This window comes from Serratia sp. Ag1, from assembly GCF_000743355.1.
GTDB lineage: Bacteria > Pseudomonadota > Gammaproteobacteria > Enterobacterales > Enterobacteriaceae > Chania.
Map to the genome: position 1 here is coordinate 22,487 of NZ_JQEI01000022.1, position 19,849 is coordinate 42,335.

The window sequence follows — 19,849 nt, forward strand, 5'->3', positions numbered from 1 at the left end:
CTACTGCGTTAATTCAGGGGCAGGATCTGCCCCTGAAGATTATTTCACACCCACCACGCCGTGCTGGATAAACCAACTGAGCATGCGTTGCCAACCGTCAGCAGAGGCTTCGGCGTTATAGCTTGGGCGGTAATCGGCGTGGAATGCGTGACCTGCCTCGGGGTAAACCACAATCTCGGCATCAGCGTTAGCCGCGCGGATCGCCTGCCGCATGCTCTCGACCGTCTCTAGCGGTATGCTGCTGTCTAGAGCGCCATACAGGCCAAGTACCGGTGCGGAAAGATGCGTTGCAATATCAACCGGGTGTTTCGGGGAGTTCAGCGTTTTGTCCCCCACCAGTTTGCCATACCAGGCCACGGCGGCTTTCAACTGCGGATTGTGTGCTGCGTACAACCAGGTGATGCGCCCGCCCCAGCAAAAACCGGTGATCGCCAGTTTGTTGGCATCGCCACCGTGGCGCGTTGCCCAGTGCGCGGTATGATCCAGATCGGCCAATACCTGTTTGTCTGGAACTTTACTGACCAGATTTTGCAGCAGATCGCCGATTTCACTGTAATCCTTGGCATCCCCCTGGCGGAAATAGAGTTCTGGGGCAATCGCCAGATAACCCTGTTTTGCCAGGCGACGGCACAGATCCTGAATATGTTCATGCACGCCGAAAATCTCTTGCACCACTAAGATCACCGGCAGTGGCCCTGGGTGTTCGGCGGGTTTGGCGATATAGGCGGGCAGATCGTCGCCCTGTGACGGAATGGTGGTTTCCCCAGCATGGATGTCCCGCTCGTCGGTTTGAATCGTCGATGTGGCTAACGGCGTCACTGCCGGGGTGAATCCCCCCTGAGCCTGCTTTAAGATTATCTCTTGTTCGTTTTTCATGCGGTCTCCATGCAATCAATGAGAGAAAAGCTCGGGAACGGTTAACTATAGGTAAGATTACCGCTTATTGGCATCTTGTGGGGTATTTTTAGCCAAGGAGGTGAAAAAGGTCCATGATTTGGCATGCCAGCTTTTTCTTTTTAGCGTATGGGAAAGGTGTCGAGTTCCTGGTTATTTTGTGATTAAAATCACAAAATAATTGTAATAAAATTATCGTTTCTTATTTAAGAGTGAATTAATTCACAAAAATAACCGGGGATTTTCAGTAGAGTACTTTTTTGTTCCTCCCAATAAACAGGATCCAAGAGGAGTCTTCTATGTCTCAGTCTGACGTTTTCCACCTCGGTCTCAATAAACACGATTTACAGGGAGCGACGCTCGCTATCGTCCCCGGTGATCCACAGCGCGTAGAGAAAATTGCCACGCTGATGGCGAACCCGGTGCATCTGGCAACACATCGCGAATTTACCTCATGGCGTGCAGAACTGGATGGCAAAGCAATCATCATCTGCTCCACCGGGATCGGTGGCCCATCAACGTCGATCGTAGTTGAAGAACTGGCACAGCTTGGTATTCGTACTTTCTTGCGCATTGGTACGACCGGCGCGATCCAGGCCAATATCAACGTTGGCGATGTGTTGGTGACCACGGCAGCTGTGCGCCTTGATGGTGCCAGCCTGCACTTTGCGCCGATGGAGTTCCCGGCAGTGGCCGATTTCGATTGCACCACGGCGCTGGTAGCCGCCGCTAAAGCCAGCGGTGCCACAACCCACATCGGCGTCACCGCCTCTTCTGATACCTTCTACCCAGGCCAGGAGCGTTACGATACCTATTCAGGCCGGGTGGTCAGCCGTTTCAAAGGCTCAATGGCAGAGTGGCAGGCCATGGGAGTAATGAACTATGAAATGGAGTCTGCCACCCTGTTGACCATGTGCGCCAGTCAAGGGCTGCGTGCCGGTATGGTGGCAGGAGTGATCGTCAACCGCACCCAGCAGGAGATCCCTGACGTGGAAACCATGAAGAAAACCGAAAGCCAGGCCGTGCAGATTGTGGTCGAGGCAGCCCGTCACCTGTTGTAACCTTTGCTCGGGCCGTTCAACGGCCCGTAAGACGGCTGATAAAGTTAGATATTAGGGAGAGCGTGCCGAAGGGGTCGTAGCGGCGTAAGCCGCCGGAGCGCCCCTCGGTGCGCTAGGCCCGAGTATCTCAGGTTAAAAGACCACTTTTTCATCAAGTTCTCGGCCTGTTTCGCCATCCCGCAATAATCTGCTACGGTAGAGCCCACTTGCGTCATGCTCCCGGCTATTTTTCCGGCTGGTACTTGTGATGACATTCCCCAAAGATAATTGCAATGAGGATGTTTATGACTGCTCCACTCCCGCTTCATCTTTCACTGGCCCCGCTGGCTGGTGGCATCAATTTTCGCGATCTCGGCGGTAACAGCGTGGCTGATGGCCGCCGTATCAAACGTGGGTTGTTGTTCCGCTCCGGCTCACTCGAGCGCTTAACCGAAAGCGATTGTGCTTTTCTGGCCGAAGTGCCTGTCCGTTCGGTGCTTGATTATCGCGACGCAGATGAAGTGCAGGTCAAACCGGACGTGTTATGGCAAGGCGTCGATTACCATCATTGCCCGGCAAACCCGCTCAGCAACGAAGTGAATGCCAACCTGGAAAAGCTCACCAGCGAAACGTTGGCCGGGTTCAATGCACGGGCGTTTATGCTGGAACTGTATCGCCGTTTGCCGTTTAACAATTTGGCCTATCGCCAATTGGCGCAATTGCTGATGGCCTCAGAACCGGGGGCGATTGTGCAGCACTGTGCGGTGGGCAAGGATCGCACCGGGGTCGGTTCGGCGCTGGTGCTGCTGGCGTTGGGGGCCGATGAAGCGACAGTGGTGGAAGACTATCTGCTGACCGAAACCACGCTGGCGGTTTTTCGTGAACACATGTTGGAGCAGCTCTCCAACCGTTTGAATGCGGCGGCAATGGCGCAGTTTGCCTATGTGCTGAGCGCTCGTGAAGAGTTTCTGATGACTGCACTGGACTGCATCCATGAACAATATGGCTCTGCCGATCGCTGGTTAGCCAATGAATACGGGTTGGGGCAAACCCAACGTGAGCAGTTACAGGCGTTCTACCTAGAGTAGTAATGATGTATGTTTAGCCAGGGTTTAACCAAAACGGGCTGGTATTGCGTATCCTTGGGGCTGGATTTTTTCTCTAAAGGAGCCTGCTATTGAGCCTTAATGATATTGTTTATTGGGTCAGCGATGTAGTGCGGCAGCACGAAGGCTGGGCCATTCCGATTATCTTTTTTCTGGCCTTCGGTGAATCGCTGGCTTTCATCTCCCTGTTATTACCTGCCACGGTTATTCTGCTGGCGCTGGGGGCTTTGATCGGTGAAAGCGGTATTGCCTTCTGGCCGATTTGGGCCGCCGCCGCTGCAGGTGCATTCTTTGGTGACTGGCTTTCTTACTGGGTGGGTTATCACTATCAGGATCGCGTTGCCCATATGTGGCCACTGTCACGTAATCCACAACTGCTGGTGCGTGGCCATGCATTTTTTGAACGCTGGGGCGTGCTGGGCATCTTTTTTGGCCGCTTCTTTGGCCCGTTGCGCGCTGTGGTGCCGCTGGTCGGAGGGATTTGTGCGATGCCGCAAACCTCTTTCCAGATTGCCAATATTACCTCGGCGATGATTTGGGCCTTCGGTATTCTTGCTCCAGGCGTGTATGGCATCAAATGGCTCAGCCAATGGATGGGGTGAGCCACCTTGCAGTATGACGGGTATATATTGCGGGCTCGATTTACGTGATTTATTAACGACGGCAGACAGAGTGAGAATACGATCACGAATTTGCCGTTAATTTGACTGTTTTATTTTCTTTATTTTTCGATAGTGTTAATTTACCACCAAGTGGATTGTTACTGTTAATAAACAGGCAAAACCCAAACCTTTTTGACATCAATGTCGGGGGTTTGGGTTTTTTTTTGCCCTGATTATTAATAGATTCTGCTAAGCATTAATTAAACTAACCTATACGCGTTACGGAGTTTCAGATGAAAATAAAAATAGGGTTATTTGCTTCTCTGCTTTCTCTCTCTTTGGTCACCATTCCCAGTGCGTTTGCGGCTCAGGATGATAGCGTGACGATTTACTTTGCCCGCCACGGAAAAACCATCCTTAATACTTACGATCGCGTTCAGGGGTGGGCAGACTCACCGTTGACGGCGCCGGGGCTTGAAACCGCACGTTATCTTGGTGCGGGCTTAAAAGACATATCATTCGACCGTTATTACACCAGCGATGCTGGCCGCCAACGTGAAACCATGCAGGTGATCCTGAAAGAAATGGGCAAGTCAGACGTCAAAGTCACCGAACTGCCTGACATGCGCGAAATGTTCTTTGGCGGGTTTGAAGGCTTGCCGAATCCAGAGATGGCAGACGCTGCCGCCAAGAAAATGGGGATGGCCTCTGGGGCGATGATGTTCCAGCAGGCCGGTGAAGGCAAGCTTGATCTTACCTCAATGGTCAATGCCATCAGCCAAAGCGATGAGAAAAAGGAAGCAGAAAATGCCCTGCAGGTAAAAACCCGCATGCAGCGCGCATTACATACCATCGTGCAGGACGCGTTGAAAGCAGAGGACAAAAATGTGTTGGCAGTGTCTTCCGGCCTATCAATGCTGATGATGGTTTCGGATATGACCGATAATCCGAACAAGAATAAACCATTGGCTAATGCAGCAGTGGTGAAAATTACTTATAAAAATGGCAAATATACGGTCACCGATTTGGGGGATATGAGTTATGTCGCTAAAGGAAAAGAAGCGTTAAATAAAAGCCACTAACTTCCAACGTATATAAAAAATAAATGCCAGGGTGAATATATTGAATTCCCCTGGTAAGGCTTTCCTATGCCAACTCCAGGGAATAATGATGAGAAATTCTGCCTCATGGTGTTTGATTACGCTTACTTTATTTTCAATGACTGCAAAAGCTACTGGTGACGATCTCTTCTCTTCGCCCTTTTTTACCGATAGCAAAGCCGAGTTATCGCTGAAAAACTACTGGAAATACCTCAAAGAAGACGCCGCCAACCCCACCACGGTGCACAATGCCTGGGGGCAAGGGGTAGCGTTGGGGTATCAGTCCGGTTATCTGGCCGATACGGTCGGCGTGAACATCGATTACTACGGTGCGGTTAAATTGGGGGCCAGTGACTATTTCAACTCGCGCGGGGTGCTGTACAACAATGGCCCCGGCAACAGCAAAGATAACGCGACCGGTTTCAGCAAATTCGGCCAGCGCTATGTCAAATTGAAAGGGGAAGTGGTTGATACGGCATTGAACGCTCAGTTCGGCTGGCAAACGCTGCGTAACTATGGCGTGATCTCCAATTCAACCCGCCTTTCACCCACCACTTATCTGGGGTGGTCCGGGGGCGTCGCGAGAGAGGGGGTGTCACTGCGTGGGGCTTATGTTGATCGCTCGATGGAGCGCAACTCGCCAGACAGCCTGCGCCTGCAAACCAACGATGGCCGTGAGATCAATCATCTGGCTACCGGGGAACTGGGTTATGAAAATAACCTGTTCAACGGCCAGTTGGCCTATGGCGAATCGCAAAATTACCTGCGCCGCCAGATCCTGCGTGTAGCGTTGAAGCCCAATGAAAACCTCAGTTTGGGCAGCCAGATTTACGCTACTCAGGCGTTAGATGATTACAAAGAAATGGCGTTAAGCAGGCGTAATTTCGATCGCAATGCCAACCACTATGCGTTTGATGCCAAATGGCAGGAGAAGCTCTGGAGCCTTAAGCTCGGCATTGCCCACACGCGGGCACCAAAGGCCGATGGTGAGCTTGGGTTTTACCCGCGCCACATGGCGAGAAACTCGCGCGGTACCTTTACTTCGATGGCCTATGCGGGTGAAGACTATATGCGAGATGGTGAAACCATGCTGGCGTATGTTGCCGAGTATTATATTACGCCTGAATTCACCGCAGGTTTGACCGGCATCTACAGCCAGTTCGGCTACCAGAGTGCTACGGTGCGTACCGGTGAGGTCAATGTTTTTGGCCGTTGGGTTCCTTCTCATCCGAAGCTGAAGAATTTGACGGTGTTTGCTATGTTCGGCCCCGGTTGGTCCTATAAAAACGTGAATAAAACACCCATATTATCCCAGGGTGATTACCTCACGTCGCAGTCACTGGCGGCTGAGTTTATCGCTGAATATCGTTTCAAACTGTTTTAACTCCGCTTTAATCCGCGCAGTGCTCGATTAGGCACTGCGCCCTTCTGAATGTACCCAAAATAATTCGGGTTGCTTGTAGGCGGCAACTGAATGAAGGCAGCCAACACCCAAGCAACTTGAAGTATAACGGGTATAAAACCCGCTGGACATCCATACAGGCACCCTTTAACGTGACAGGCAATGTCATGTTACAGGCCGCAGGAGGCAGGGTGGAGTCCAGTTTGGTTTACGGTATTGGCGGTGTGGCGATCGGTATGCTGCTGGGCTGGCTGATTGCCAGTTTGCGGCTGCAACAGCACAGCGCTCAGCATGAGACCGATCTTCGTTTGTTGGAACAATCTCTGCAGCAGGCGCAGCAGGAGATTGCCACCCGCCAAGAAGTGCAGCAACGCTACGAACAGCAATTGCGGCATAGCGATCTGGAACTGCGCCAGCTGCATAGCCAAGTGGCCGCAGGGCAAGAGCGTATGCAGCAGCTCAACCACTGGCGCAATGAATGTGAGCAGTTGAATCAGGAACTGCGCGCCCAACGTGAAGTGAACAGCGCCCAGGAAGCAGAACTCCGTGAAGTCACGATTCGCCTGGAAGAGACCCGCATGGCCGCCGAAGAGAAACAACGATTGTTGATTAACAGCGAACAACGGCTGACGACGCAATTCGAAAACCTGGCGAATCGTATTTTTGAACACAGCGGGCGCAAGGTGGACGAGCAAAACCGGCAAAGCCTGGATCGTCTGTTGCTGCCGTTGCGTGAGCAATTGGACGGCTTCCGCCGCCAAGTCCAAGACAGTTTTGGTCAGGAGGCCCGTGAGCGCCACACGTTGACGCACGAAATCCGTAATCTCCAGCAATTGAATGCGCAAATGGCGCATGAAGCCCTCAACCTCACCAAAGCGCTGAAAGGCGACAACAAAACCCAAGGAAATTGGGGAGAGGTGGTGCTGAGCCGGGTATTGGAAGCCTCTGGCCTGCGTGAAGGGCACGAATATGAAACGCAGGTTAACGTGCGGCTGGATCATCAAAGCCGTATGCAGCCGGACGTAATTGTGCGTTTGCCACAGGGTAAAGATGTGGTGATTGACGCCAAAATGTCGCTGGTGGCTTACGAACGTTACTTTAACGGGGAAGACGAGCAGGAGCGTGAGGCGGCATTGAGTGAGCACATTGCGTCGCTACGTGGCCATATTCGCCTGCTGGGCCGCAAAGATTATCAACAACTGCCCGGCCTGCGCTCGCTGGATTACGTGCTGATGTTTATCCCGGTGGAACCGGCCTTCCTGTTGGCGATCGATCGTGAACCGGAACTGATTAGCGAAGCCTTGAAACACAACATTATGTTGGTCAGCCCCACCACCCTGTTGGTTGCGCTGCGTACCATCACCAATCTGTGGCGCTACGAACATCAAAGCCAGAACGCCCAGCGGATTGCCGATCGCGCCGCCGGGCTGTATGACAAAATGCGTCTGTTCGTGGACGATATGTCAGCATTGGGGCAAAGTCTGGAGAAAGCGCAGGGCAGCTATCGTCAGGCTTTGAGCAAGCTAAGCGAAGGCCGTGGTAACCTTATCAGCCGGATCGAAGGTTTCCGCGCCTTGGGAGTGGAGGTTAAACGGCCAATCCAGCCGTTGCTGGCGCAACAGGCCAGTGCCCAACATGCTGTTGCCGATGGCGATAACGATGCGTTGCCCGCAGCCTCCGATGAAGATAACCCCGAACAACCACGCTCCGTATCGCAGGGCTGAAAGCCGCTGCAAGGTGGGGTATTTCGCCGGTTTTCTGGTACACTCCCCAACACAAAATTGACTGAATAGCAGGCAGGACAATGGCAGATCAAACGCAGGAAACCACTGATTTCGGTTTTCGCACCGTGGCAAGAGAGGAAAAACAGGCCATGGTGGCCAACGTTTTTCACTCGGTAGCCGCAAAATATGACGTGATGAACGATCTGATGTCGTTTGGCATTCACCGTATCTGGAAGCGATTTACCATTGATTGCAGCGGCGTGCGCCGTGGGCAGCGAGTGCTGGATCTGGCGGGTGGAACCGGCGATCTGGCGGCCAAGTTTTCCCGCATGGTGGGTGAGCAGGGGCAGGTGATCCTGGCGGATATTAACGACTCCATGCTGAAAATGGGGCGCGAGAAGCTGCGCGATCTCGGCATCGTCGGCAACATCAATTATGTGCAAGCCAACGCTGAAGCCTTGCCATTCCCAGATAACTATTTCGATTGCATCACCATCTCGTTCGGCCTGCGCAACGTCACCGATAAAGACAAAGCGCTGCGCTCGATGTTCCGTGTGCTGAAGCCGGGCGGCCGCCTGTTGGTACTGGAGTTCTCCAAACCGCTGCTGGAACCGCTGAGCAAAGCTTACGATGCCTACTCTTTCCACGTACTGCCAAAAATTGGTGAGCTGGTGGTGAAAGATCCTGACAGTTACCGTTATCTGGCGGAATCGATCCGCATGCACCCCGATCAGGAGACGCTGAAGGGCATGATGGATGATGCCGGTTTCGAAAACGTCACTTATTTCAACCTGACCGGTGGCATCGTCGCCCTGCACCGGGGCTTCAAGTTCTGATATGGAAATGCCGATGCTGTTAACTCCGTTACTGACTGGCGTAGTGGAAACTTCGCTCAATAGCCTGCTGTTTCGCGATCGCAGTATGAAGGCCGCGCGTCAGCGGCTGGCGGGGAAAGTGTTGCGTATTGAATTACAGGAGCTCAATGCGCCGCTGGTGCTGGTATTCAGCGAACAGCGGGTTGATGTGCTCGGCCAGTCTGAAGATAGTGCGGATTGCACCGTGCAAACCCGCGTAGCGGTGCTGCTGAAATTGCGCGATCGCCAACAGCTTTCGCCGCTGATGCGCAGCGGTGAACTGATCGTTGAAGGTGATATTCAGGTAGTGCAACAGTTGGTCGCACTGCTCGATCTGGCGGAATGGGATCCGGCGGAGTGGTTGGCGCCCTATATGGGTGACATTGCCGCGCAAGGGCTCAGCCAAATCGTCGGCAAAGGTGCCAGTCTGTTTAAGTCAGGTTTACAGCGCCAGCAGCAGTATGTGGCAGAAACCTTGACGGAAGAGTGGCGCGTGGCTCCTGGGCCGCTGGAAGTGGTGTGGTTTAACGAAGAGGTTGATGCCGCTGCCCGTAGTGCGGAAGCACTGATTGCCCGAATGGACAAGTTGGAGGGTAAACGATGACCCCTGGCGAACTATGCCGCTTGTATCTGATCATCCGCGTTTTTCTCAGCTACGGCCTGGATGAGCTGATCCCCAGAATGCGCCTGACATGGCCACTGCGCTTTGGCCGCCGCTTGCTGTTCTGGATGCCGAATCGGCATAAAGATATGCCGCTGGGCGAACGCTTGCGCTTGGCGTTGCAGGAGTTGGGCCCGGTGTGGATCAAGTTCGGCCAGATGATGTCGACGCGTCGTGATTTATTCCCACCGCATATTGCCGATCAGTTGATGCTATTACAGGATCGCGTCGCGCCGTTTGATGGCGCGCTGGCTCGCCAGTATATCGAACTGGCGATGGGTGGCCCGCTGGAAACCTGGTTTGATGATTTTGATGAGCAAGCGTTGGCTTCCGCTTCTATCGCGCAAGTACATACTGCACGGCTGAAAAGCAACGGGCAGGAAGTGGTGTTGAAAGTGATTCGCCCAGACATCGGGCCAATTATCAAGGCTGATGTGCGGTTGATGTACCGCTTGGCAGGTTGGGTGCCAAAGCTGATGCCGGATGGCCGCCGCTTGCGCCCGCGTGAAGTGGTGCGCGAATACGAGAAAACGCTGCTGGATGAACTGAATCTGCTGCGCGAAGCCGCCAACGCTATTCAGCTACGCCGCAATTTCGACGGCAGCCCGATGCTTTACGTGCCTGAAATCTACTCTGATTACTGCCGCGAAAGCGTGTTGGTGATGGAGCGGATTTACGGCATACCGGTGTCAGATCTCGACGCTTTGGAAAAGCAGGGCACCAACATGAAGCTGCTGGCAGAGCGCGGTGTACAGGTGTTCTTTACTCAGGTGTTCCGCGACAGTTTCTTCCATGCTGACATGCACCCCGGCAATATTTTTGTCAGCTACGAACACCCGCAGGATCCGTGCTATATCGGTATTGACTGCGGTATTGTTGGCTCGTTGAACAAGGACGATAAGCGCTATCTGGCGGAAAACTTTATCGCTTTCTTCAATCGCGATTACCGCAAGGTGGCGGAGCTGCACGTCGATTCCGGTTGGGTGCCGGTTGACACGAATGTAGAAGACTTTGAGTTTGCCATCCGTACCGTTTGTGAGCCGATTTTCGAAAAGCCGTTGGCGGAAATTTCATTTGGTCACGTGCTGCTTAACCTGTTCAATACGGCGCGTCGTTTCAATATGGAAGTGCAGCCGCAACTGGTGTTATTGCAGAAAACCTTGCTGTATGTGGAAGGTTTGGGGCGCCAGCTTTATCCGCAGTTGGATCTCTGGGTTACGGCGAAGCCATTCCTGGAGAGCTGGTTGCGTGATCAGGTGGGGATCCCTGCGGTAATCCGGGCGCTGAAAGAAAAAGCGCCGTTCTGGGCCGAGAAGCTGCCTGAATTACCAGAATTATTTTACGATAGCCTGCAGCAACACAAGCGGCTGCAACAGAGCGTCGATAAACTGACGGGCCAGATGCAGGCGCAGCGTATTCGCCAAGGCCAGTCACGGTATTTGTTTGGCGTTGGCGCTACACTGCTGGTCAGTGGTACGATCTTGCTGCTGGGGGGCGAAGGCGCACTACCAGTATGGTTGATGGTTGCCGGTGTGGTAGCCTGGGGCGTGGGGTGGAAGCGCACGGCCTGAATGAGTCAAAATCTGTTTATACGTTGTCACATATCCCATTGGAAAATGAAAAGGGTATAATGCGGCAACATGGAATAATCCTTTAATCTAGAGGCGGTTGGAATGGGCGGTATTAGTATTACGCAATTGTTGATCATCGCAGTGATCGTTGTGCTGTTGTTTGGTACCAAAAAGCTCCGCACGCTGGGCTCCGATCTCGGTGCGTCAATCAAAGGCTTTAAAAAGGCGATCGGTGACGATAATACGCCTCCTGCCAACACGGCTGAAAAAAGCAATCTTGAAGACGCTGACTTTACGGCCAAGCCTATCACCGATAAGCAGCCAGAAGTGAAAACCGAAGAGTCGAAGAACAAAGAGCAGGTATAAACCGTGTTTGACATTGGGTTTGGTGAACTGCTGCTGGTGATGGTAATCGGCCTGGTTGTACTCGGGCCGGAACGCTTGCCGGTGGCGGTCAAGACAGTTGCGGGCTGGATCCGGGCACTGCGCTCGCTGGCGGCGTCGGTGCAAAATGAACTTTCGCAGGAACTGAAACTGCAGGAATTGCAGGAAAGCCTGAAGAAGGTGGAAAATGCCGGTTTGCAGAATCTGACGCCGGAACTCAAAGCATCCATGGATGAGTTGAAAGAGGCGGCAGAGTCACTGAAACGTTCTTATCATGGCGATCTGAGCGAACCGTCGCAGACCATCCATAATCCGGCGGTAACCGAGCCCGAAGCAATGCACGATGCTGCCATCCCAGCGGTTACGCCAACCTCGGCACCGGCTACTGTACCGAATCCGGCAGAACCTGTGCCAGCAGTGGAAACTGTTACACCTGTGACGCACTCCCCTATTACCCAAATCATTCAAGAGCCGGTAGCGGATAAAGTGCCTGCGTCTCAACAACCTAGTGGCGAACGTTAAAACATGGCCGTTGAAGATACCCAACCGCTTATCAGTCATTTGATCGAACTGCGTAAGCGGCTGTTGAATTCGATTATCAGCGTGCTGGTGATCTTTCTTGTGTTGGTGTTTTTTGCCAACGACATTTATCAGTTGGTCTCGGCACCGCTGATCAAACAGTTGCCTGCCGGGGCGAGCATGATTGCCACTGATGTGGCTTCACCGTTCTTTACCCCGATTAAATTGACGATGATGGTTTCGGTGATTGTTGCCGCGCCGATCATTCTTTATCAGGTTTGGGCTTTTATCGCCCCTGCGCTGTATAAACATGAGCGCAAGCTGATGATGCCTTTGCTGGTGTCCAGCAGCCTGCTGTTTTATCTTGGAATGGCATTCGCCTACTTTATTGTGTTCCCGCTGGCCTTTGGTTTCTTTGCCAAAACGGCACCTGCCGGGGTATTGATTGCTACTGATATCAGCAATTATCTCAACTTTGTCATGGCGCTGTTTATGGCGTTTGGCGTGGCGTTTGAGGTGCCAGTGGCCATCGTTCTGCTGTGCTGGAGCGGTGTGACAACGCCGGATGATCTACGCAAGAAACGCCCATATGTGCTGGTTGGGGCCTTTGTAGTGGGTATGTTGTTAACGCCGCCGGACGTGTTCTCGCAAACTCTGCTGGCGATACCAATGTACCTGCTATTTGAGGTAGGGGTATTTTGTGCCCGTTTCTATGTGGGTAAACGGCGTAAACCTGCAGAAGAAGACGAAGGTGAAGAAGAGCCGCCTGCGGTTTAACCTCTGTTATTGGATGAGCAGCTGAGATTGATGGCGAAGTGGTCTTTTAACCCGAGATACCCGGGCCTAGCGCACCGAGGGGCGCTCCGGCGGCTTACGCCGCTACGACCCCTTCGGCACGCTCTCCCTAATATCTGACTTTGTCAGCCGTCTGAACCGCCCTGATGGGCGGTTTTTGCTTTGGAAAAACCATGTTTGATATCGGCGTTAACCTTACCAGTTCACAATTTGCCAAAGATACTGTGCAGGTGGTTGAACGGGCCAGAACCGCGGGTGTTACTGGCATGCTGATTACCGGTACCAGCATGCAGGAAAGTCTGGCGGCCAGTACATTGGCTCAGCAACAGTGTGACTATTGTTGGTCTACTGCCGGTGTACATCCGCATCATGCCAGCAGTTGGAATGCCGAAGTGGCGCAGCAAATCCGCCAGCTTGCTTTGCGGCCTGAGGTGGTGGCGATCGGTGAATGTGGGCTCGATTTTAACCGTAACTTTTCTACTCCGGCAGAGCAGGAGGCCGCATTCAGTGCTCAACTGGCGCTGGCGGCAGAGCTCAATATGCCGGTATTCCTGCATTGCCGTGAAGCACACGCACGTTTTGCCGCGCTGCTGATGCCCTGGTTGGATAAACTGCCCGCCGCAGTCGTACACTGTTTTACCGGTACGGAGGACGAGTTGGTGGGCTGCTTGGCGCTTGGCTTGTCGATCGGTATCACCGGCTGGGTGTGCGATGAACGCCGTGGCCTGGAATTGCGGGCGCTGTTGCCGAAAATCCCTGCCGACCGCCTGCTGTTGGAAACCGACGCCCCCTATCTGTTGCCCCGGGATTTGCAGCCAAAACCAGCATCTCGCCGCAATGAACCCTGTTTTCTGCCTCACCTTGTCCGGCAGGTTGCTGCCTGGCGACAGGAAGACCCTGAATGGCTGGGCAGGAAAACCGATGAAAACGCCCGCCGGTTGTTCCGGCTGGTATGAGCAAGGAGAAAACCATGAGCTATGCATTCCCAGGCACTTTCCCAGGCCGCCGTATGCGCCGCCTGCGCCGTCATGATTTCAGCCGCCGCTTGATGGCCGAAAATCAAGTGACGGTGAATGATCTGATTTATCCGGTATTTGTTATGGAAGGCAGCAACCGTCAGGAAGCTGTGGCATCGATGCCCGGCGTGTCGCGCATGACCATCGATCTGCTGATCAAAGAGGCAGAAACCATCGCTAAACTGGGCGTGCCAGTGATCTCTTTGTTCCCGGTGATTGAGCCTGCGCTGAAATCACTGTATGCGGAAGAGGCTTATAACCCGGATGGCTTGGTGCAGCGTACCGTGCGTGCGTTAAAAGATGCCGTGCCTGAGTTGGGGATCCTGACCGATGTGGCGCTCGATCCGTACACTACCCACGGGCAAGATGGGGTGATCGACGAACAAGGTTATGTGATCAACGATATCAGCAAGGATATCCTGGTACGTCAGGCGTTGTCGCATGCGGAAGCCGGTGCCGAGATTGTGGCCCCCAGCGATATGATGGATGGCCGCATTGGTGCGATCCGCGAGCGGCTGGAGCTGCAAGGGCTGGTCAACACCCAGATCATGGCCTACTCCGCCAAGTATGCTTCCTGCTATTACGGCCCGTTCCGCGATGCGCTGGGGTCGAGTGGTAACCTGAAAGGCGGCAACAAGAAGACCTATCAGATGGATCCGGCCAACAGCGACGAAGCGTTACAGGAAATCGCCCAGGATCTGCAGGAAGGGGCGGATATGGTGATGGTGAAGCCGGGGATGCCGTACTTGGACGTGGTGCGCCGCGTGAAAGATAGTTTCGGTGTACCGACCTTCGCCTATCAGGTTTCTGGGGAGTATGCGATGCATATGGCAGCGATTCAGAACGGCTGGCTGCAGGAGCAACCAGCGGTGATGGAGTCTTTGTTGTGCTTTAAACGTGCCGGAGCGGATGGGGTGCTGACGTATTTCGCCAAGCGCGTTGCGCAGTGGCTGCATGATGATGCAATGCGGCGTTAATCGGCCCACAACAAACAGGCACCTTTGGGTGCCTGTTTGCATTACAGCTTCTGGAATTGGCGGTTATCAATGCTTTGGCTGACCTGCTTGTTGATTAGATTCAGCAAGAGCATGGAGCGGTTTTCACCGTCTGGTTCAGTGTAAATCGCCTTTAAACCTTCAAATACGCCGTTGGTAATTAAAACCGCATCGCCGGGCTGTGGCGTTTGCGGGTCGACATAATACTCATGATTGTGGGCCTGAAGTTCTTCGATAACCTGCAGCGGAATGACTGCTGGCAAAGCGCCAAAGCGTACAAAGTGACTGACCCCCCGCGTTGCGCTGATCGTGGTAGTGTGAATCCGCTCCGGATCGAACTCAACAAACAGATAGTTGGGAAATAACGGTTCATCGACCGCAATACGCTTACCGCGTACGATCTTTTCCAGCGTGATGGTCGGGCTTAGACAGTTCACTTCTTGCCTTACCAAGTGTTCTTGCGCCCGCAAAAGTTGACCACGCTTGCAATAAAGTAGATACCAAGATTCCATAATTTCACATGCCTTTCTGTCAGCCGATAAGCATAGCAAAAGCCGTAACGGATACCTAGTAACGCGGGTTTCTGACGGTGAGATTCTCTATCTGTATGAATCTTTGGCAGTCAGCGGAATATCACACACTTATCTATCCAGCTCAGGTATAACAGTAAGTCTTAAATTTGTTACTGTCACAGTATGGTCAGCGTGCCAGACGCTCAATGTGACGTTATTATCATTTCTGGATCGAGGGAGAGACATGGAGCTATTTCTGCTGAGTAACGGCAAACTTTCTGGCGAGGCTGAACTGCTCGGCTATGCCAAGAACCAACTGTTGGCGATGATTGAACGCTGCAAGATCGCTTCTGCTGTTTTGATTCCCTATGCGCTGATCCGCAGCGATTATGATCAACGGGCACAAGAGTTGGCCCAGGCATTGGGTATCAAGGTCACCAGTATTCACCATGCCGAGTCTCCGGCAGAAGCGATCGCCCAAGCTGAATGTATTCTGATCAGTGGCGGTAATACCTGGATGCTGAACCAGATGCTGCACGAAAAGAGCCTGATAGTGCCTATTCAGCGTGCGGTGCGTGAACGCAGCGTGCCTTACGTGGGGTGGAGCGCGGGTTGCAACGTGGCGACCCCGAGCATCCGTACCACTAATGATATGCCCGTGCGCAACAGCGTGGTGCTGCCCGCTCTGGGCCTGTTCCCGTTGCAGATTAATCCGCATTATATTGATGCGCATATCAGCGGCCACATGGGGGAAACCCGTGATGAGCGCCTGGCAGAGTTTTGCGCGGTCAACCCGAGCGAGTCGGTGGTGGCGCTGCGTGAAGGCAGCCTGTTGTACGTCAGCGGTAATGAGCTGCATTACTTTAGTGCCAAGCAACAGGGCTTCAAGGTGTTTCGCCATGGGCTGGAGACGCAGGAGTATCACGACACGCAGGCATTGCGCGCGCTGGTGCCCTTTACCTGCCGTTGAGTTTAACAAAATTGCAGCAACAACCGTGAAGAGGGCTTATAATGCCCTCCTCACTGGCCGTTATAATGATCATCATGAAATACCGTGACTTACGTGATTTCCTCTCGTTGCTGGAAAAGAGAGGGGAATTAAAACGCATCAGCCAGCCGATTGATCCTTATCTGGAAATGACAGAAATTGCCGATCGTACTTTGCGTGCGGGCGGCCCAGCACTGCTGTTCGAAAACCCAAAAGGCTACGATATGCCTGTGCTATGCAATCTGTTCGGTACCACTAAACGCGTGGCGATGGGAATGGGCCAGGAAGACATCAGCGCGTTGCGTGACGTTGGCAAGCTGCTGGCGTTCCTTAAAGAGCCTGAACCACCGAAAGGCTTCCGCGATCTGTTCGATAAAATCCCCAAATTCAAGCAAGTGCTTAATATGCCAACCAAGGTGTTGGGCGCTGCGCCTTGTCAGGAACAGGTCTGGCAAGGTGACGATGTCGATCTGAGCCGTATCCCGATTATGCACTGCTGGCCAGAGGATGCTGCCCCGTTGGTGACTTGGGGGCTGACTGTGACGCGTGGCCCGCACAAAGAACGCCAGAATCTGGGCATCTATCGCCAGCAGGTATTAGGCAAGAATAAGCTGATTATGCGTTGGCTGTCGCATCGCGGCGGTGCGCTGGATTATCTTGAATGGTGTCAGACTCATCCCGGTGAACGCTTCCCGGTCGCTGTCGCTTTGGGGGCCGATCCGGCCACGATTCTTGGTGCCGTCACGCCAGTGCCGGATAACCTTTCTGAATATGCATTTGCCGGGCTGCTACGCGGCAATAAGACCGAAGTCGTCAAATGCCTCTCTAACGATCTTGAAGTCCCTGCCAGCGCAGAAATTGTGTTGGAAGGCTATATTGAACCGGGTGAAATGGCACCGGAAGGCCCGTATGGCGACCATACCGGTTACTACAATGAGATTGACCACTTCCCGGTCTTTACCGTTACCCATATCACCCAGCGGCGGAACGCGATTTATCACTCGACCTATACTGGTCGGCCACCGGATGAGCCAGCGATTTTAGGCGTGGCACTCAATGAAGTCTTTGTGCCGATCCTGCAAAAACAGTTTCCGGAAATTGTGGATTTCTATCTGCCGCCTGAAGGGTGTTCTTACCGCCTGGCGGTGGTTACCATCAAAAAACAGTACGCAGGGCATGCCAAACGCGTAATGATGGGGGTCTGGTCTTTCCTGCGCCAATTCATGTACACCAAGTTTGTTATCGTATGCGATGACGATGTGAATGCGCGTGATTGGAATGACGTGATTTGGGCTATTACCACCCGCATGGATCCGGCAAGGGATACCGTATTGGTGGAAAATACGCCGATTGATTATCTGGACTTCGCTTCGCCCGTTTCTGGTCTTGGCTCGAAAATGGGCCTGGATGCCACGAATAAATGGCCAGGAGAAACCCAGCGTGAGTGGGGCCGTCCGATCAAGATGGATGAGAAGGTGCGTGCGCGCGTCGATGAAATCTGGGACGAGCTCGCCATATTCAGTGACAGAGAACCGACGTTATAGCGTCAGGCTTTGTACTCAGCTTTGCATTGATGACCCGACAGAGGGAACGCATGACAATATTGAGCTGTAAAGTGACCTCCGTAGAGGCCATTACCGATACCGTTTATCGGGTACGTTTAGTGCCTGAGGGTTCGTTTTCGTTCAAGGCAGGGCAATACTTGATGGTGGTGATGGAAGAGCGCGACAAGCGTCCGTTCTCTCTCGCTTCGACACCGGCACAACAAGAGTATATCGAATTGCATATCGGCGCTTCGGAGCTGAATCTGTATGCGATGGCTGTGATGGAGCGAGTGCTCAAAGAGCAAGCGATCACCGTGGATATTCCGCACGGTGACGCTTGGCTGCGCGAGGAGGGCAGCCGCCCGCTGGTGCTGATTGCGGGTGGAACCGGTTACTCTTACGCCCGTTCGATACTGCTTGCCGCCCTGGAACAGCAACCGGATCGTGATATCTCCATTTATTGGGGTGGGCGTGAGCTGAAGCACCTTTATGATCTCAACGAACTGAAGAACCTTTCGATGCAGTATCCTAATCTGAAGGTGATCCCGGTGGTGGAACAGCCCGAAAGTGATTGGCGTGGCCGCAGTGGAACCGTATTAAGCGCGGTCTTGCAGGATTTCGGTTCACTTGCTGAGCATGACATCTATATTGCTGGCCGTTTCGAGATGGCGAAAATTGCCCGCGAGCGTTTTTGTGCTGAGCGCGGTGCTTTAGAAGCACATATGTATGGTGATGCGTTCTCGTTTATCTGATATATCCTTCCGGTTGTCTGGGTGTTGGCTGTGTTTTGTCGCCTGCAAGCAACTCGAATTATTTAGGGTATGGAACACGCTGCAGTGAAAACGGGGTGGCCAAGCGCGCCCCATTTTTATTAGGGCCAGTGCGGATTTTGGGCATAAAAAAACCCGCCCCTGACAGGCGGGAAGTACGACAACTAAACTCTTAGGGATGCCCCAGTGGGCACCCAAGCAGACACAGCTAAACGCGTTCAAACACCGTTGCGATCCCCTGACCCAAACCAATGCACATGGTTGCCAAACCGAACTGCACGTCGCGGCGTTCCATGTTATTCAGTAAAGTGGTAGAGATGCGCGAACCGGAACAACCCAGTGGGTGGCCGAGTGCGATCGCACCACCATTGAGGTTAACTTTATCGTCCATACTTTCCAGCAACCCAAGGTCTTTGATACAAGGCAGAGACTGGGCAGCAAAAGCTTCATTCAATTCAAACAGACCGATATCCTGCACGTTTAAACCAGCGCGTTTCAGCGCCAGCTTACTGGCAGGCACCGGGCCGTAACCCATGATAGAAGGATCGCACCCGACAACGGCCATGGCACGGATGCGGGCGCGGGCTTTCAAACCCAAAGCTTTGGCACGCGATTCGCTCATAATCAGCATTGCGGAAGCACCGTCGGACAAGGCCGAAGAACTGCCTGCCGTGACGGTGCCGTTCACCGGATCGAATGCCGGGCGCAATGCGGCCAGGCTGGCGACGGTGGTTTCTGGGCGGATCACTTCATCGTAATCGTAACGCGTCAGTACACCATCGGCATCGTGGCCGCTGGTCGGGATAATCTCATTCTTGAAATACCCGGCCTGTGTGGCGGCATGTGCGCGCTGGTGTGAACGTGCGGCGAATTCATCCTGCATTTCACGGCTGATACCGTGTATTTTGGCCAGCATTTCTGCGGTCAGGCCCATCATTCCGGCAGCTTTGGCCACCGTACGGCTCAAACCGGGATGGAAGTCCACGCCGTGGCTCATCGGCACATGGCCCATATGCTCAACGCCGCCAATCAGGCTGACATGCGCGTCGCCGACCATAATGGCACGGGCGGCATCGTGCAGGGCCTGCATGGATGAGCCGCACAAGCGATTCACCGTCACAGCGGGTACGCCATGAGGGATTTCTGCCAGCAGCGCAGCGTTGCGGGCGATGTTAAAACCCTGCTCCAACGTTTGTTGCACACAGCCCCAATAGATATCGTCAATTTCGGCAGCATTTAACGCTGGATTACGGCTTAGAACAGCACGCATCAGGTGAGCGGAAAGATCTTCAGCGCGTACCTGACGGAAGGCACCGCCTTTTGAGCGGCCCATCGGCGTGCGTACGGCATCAACAATCACTACATTTTCCAT

The 19,849-nt window shown here is 53.4% G+C and carries 20 protein-coding genes; 17 read left to right on the forward strand and 3 right to left on the reverse strand.

Annotated elements, in window-relative coordinates:
• Positions 1-39: 39 nt before the first annotated feature.
• Positions 40-876, reverse strand: a complete 837-nt coding sequence (locus IV04_RS13195; protein ID WP_037403045.1) for a dienelactone hydrolase family protein — start codon at positions 874-876, stop codon at positions 40-42.
• 317 nt (positions 877-1,193) lie between these two features.
• Here IV04_RS13195 and udp point away from each other — a divergent pair, with 317 nt between their 5' ends.
• The 14 genes from udp to hemB all read left to right on the forward strand — a co-directional run bounded on the left by udp (position 1,194) and on the right by hemB (position 14,645).
• Entirely contained in the window at positions 1,194-1,955 is a 762-nt protein-coding gene (gene udp, locus IV04_RS13200) for a uridine phosphorylase (protein ID WP_037403042.1), read from the forward strand.
• A 284-nt stretch (positions 1,956-2,239) separates the two neighbouring features.
• Positions 2,240-3,022, forward strand: a complete 783-nt coding sequence (locus IV04_RS13205) for a tyrosine-protein phosphatase (RefSeq protein WP_037403041.1) — start codon at positions 2,240-2,242, stop codon at positions 3,020-3,022.
• A gap of 89 nt (positions 3,023-3,111) precedes the next feature.
• Entirely contained in the window at positions 3,112-3,642 is a 531-nt protein-coding gene (locus IV04_RS13210; protein WP_037403039.1) for a DedA family protein, read from the forward strand.
• A gap of 293 nt (positions 3,643-3,935) precedes the next feature.
• Positions 3,936-4,724 (forward strand): histidine phosphatase family protein, encoded by a 789-nt coding sequence (locus IV04_RS13215; protein WP_081893215.1) that lies wholly within the window; start codon positions 3,936-3,938, stop codon positions 4,722-4,724.
• Positions 4,725-4,860: 136 nt separating this feature from the next.
• The gene (locus tag IV04_RS13220; protein ID WP_235212862.1) at positions 4,861-6,126 is read left to right on the forward strand and encodes an OprD family outer membrane porin; all 1,266 of its coding nucleotides are present in this window, start codon (positions 4,861-4,863) and stop codon (positions 6,124-6,126) included.
• Between the two features lie 209 nt (positions 6,127-6,335).
• A complete protein-coding gene (rmuC, locus tag IV04_RS13225) occupies positions 6,336-7,868 on the forward strand; it encodes a DNA recombination protein RmuC (protein WP_037403081.1) in 1,533 nt (510 codons plus the stop codon).
• An 80-nt stretch (positions 7,869-7,948) separates the two neighbouring features.
• Positions 7,949-8,704, forward strand: a complete 756-nt coding sequence (ubiE, locus tag IV04_RS13230; protein WP_037403031.1) for a bifunctional demethylmenaquinone methyltransferase/2-methoxy-6-polyprenyl-1,4-benzoquinol methylase UbiE — start codon at positions 7,949-7,951, stop codon at positions 8,702-8,704.
• 13 nt (positions 8,705-8,717) lie between these two features.
• Positions 8,718-9,326, forward strand: a complete 609-nt coding sequence (locus tag IV04_RS13235) for an SCP2 domain-containing protein (protein ID WP_037403029.1) — start codon at positions 8,718-8,720, stop codon at positions 9,324-9,326.
• Positions 9,323-10,954 (forward strand): ubiquinone biosynthesis regulatory protein kinase UbiB, encoded by a 1,632-nt coding sequence (gene ubiB, locus IV04_RS13240; RefSeq protein WP_037403027.1) that lies wholly within the window; start codon positions 9,323-9,325, stop codon positions 10,952-10,954. Before IV04_RS13235 ends, ubiB begins: the two co-directional genes overlap by 4 nt.
• A gap of 102 nt (positions 10,955-11,056) precedes the next feature.
• Positions 11,057-11,320 (forward strand): Sec-independent protein translocase subunit TatA, encoded by a 264-nt coding sequence (tatA, locus tag IV04_RS13245; RefSeq protein WP_037403024.1) that lies wholly within the window; start codon positions 11,057-11,059, stop codon positions 11,318-11,320.
• A 3-nt stretch (positions 11,321-11,323) separates the two neighbouring features.
• Positions 11,324-11,860 (forward strand): Sec-independent protein translocase protein TatB, encoded by a 537-nt coding sequence (gene tatB, locus IV04_RS13250; protein WP_037403022.1) that lies wholly within the window; start codon positions 11,324-11,326, stop codon positions 11,858-11,860.
• 3 nt (positions 11,861-11,863) lie between these two features.
• Entirely contained in the window at positions 11,864-12,634 is a 771-nt protein-coding gene (gene tatC / locus IV04_RS13255; RefSeq protein WP_037403019.1) for a Sec-independent protein translocase subunit TatC, read from the forward strand.
• Between the two features lie 191 nt (positions 12,635-12,825).
• A complete protein-coding gene (gene tatD, locus IV04_RS13260; protein ID WP_037403016.1) occupies positions 12,826-13,608 on the forward strand; it encodes a 3'-5' ssDNA/RNA exonuclease TatD in 783 nt (260 codons plus the stop codon).
• Positions 13,609-13,622: 14 nt separating this feature from the next.
• Positions 13,623-14,645, forward strand: coding sequence for a porphobilinogen synthase (gene hemB, locus IV04_RS13265; RefSeq protein WP_037403013.1), 1,023 nt, complete (start codon positions 13,623-13,625; stop codon positions 14,643-14,645).
• A 41-nt stretch (positions 14,646-14,686) separates the two neighbouring features.
• Here hemB and rfaH read toward each other — a convergent pair whose 3' ends face one another.
• The gene (gene rfaH, locus IV04_RS13270) at positions 14,687-15,175 is read right to left on the reverse strand and encodes a transcription/translation regulatory transformer protein RfaH (protein WP_037403010.1); all 489 of its coding nucleotides are present in this window, start codon (positions 15,173-15,175) and stop codon (positions 14,687-14,689) included.
• A gap of 244 nt (positions 15,176-15,419) precedes the next feature.
• On the opposite strand from rfaH, the gene pepE reads away from it, so the two are divergent.
• Genes pepE through fre form a run of 3 tightly spaced genes read left to right on the forward strand, consistent with a single transcriptional unit; the run spans position 15,420 to position 18,459 of the window.
• Positions 15,420-16,145, forward strand: coding sequence for a dipeptidase PepE (pepE, locus tag IV04_RS13275; protein ID WP_037403007.1), 726 nt, complete (start codon positions 15,420-15,422; stop codon positions 16,143-16,145).
• Between the two features lie 41 nt (positions 16,146-16,186).
• Complete coding sequence (gene ubiD / locus IV04_RS13280; RefSeq protein ID WP_037403005.1) at positions 16,187-17,707, forward strand: 4-hydroxy-3-polyprenylbenzoate decarboxylase; 1,521 nt, start codon at positions 16,187-16,189, stop codon at positions 17,705-17,707.
• Positions 17,708-17,757: 50 nt separating this feature from the next.
• Positions 17,758-18,459, forward strand: coding sequence for an NAD(P)H-flavin reductase (fre, locus tag IV04_RS13285; RefSeq protein WP_037403004.1), 702 nt, complete (start codon positions 17,758-17,760; stop codon positions 18,457-18,459).
• A gap of 226 nt (positions 18,460-18,685) precedes the next feature.
• Here fre and fadA read toward each other — a convergent pair whose 3' ends face one another.
• Positions 18,686-19,849 (reverse strand): acetyl-CoA C-acyltransferase FadA, encoded by a 1,164-nt coding sequence (fadA, locus tag IV04_RS13290; protein WP_037403002.1) that lies wholly within the window; start codon positions 19,847-19,849, stop codon positions 18,686-18,688.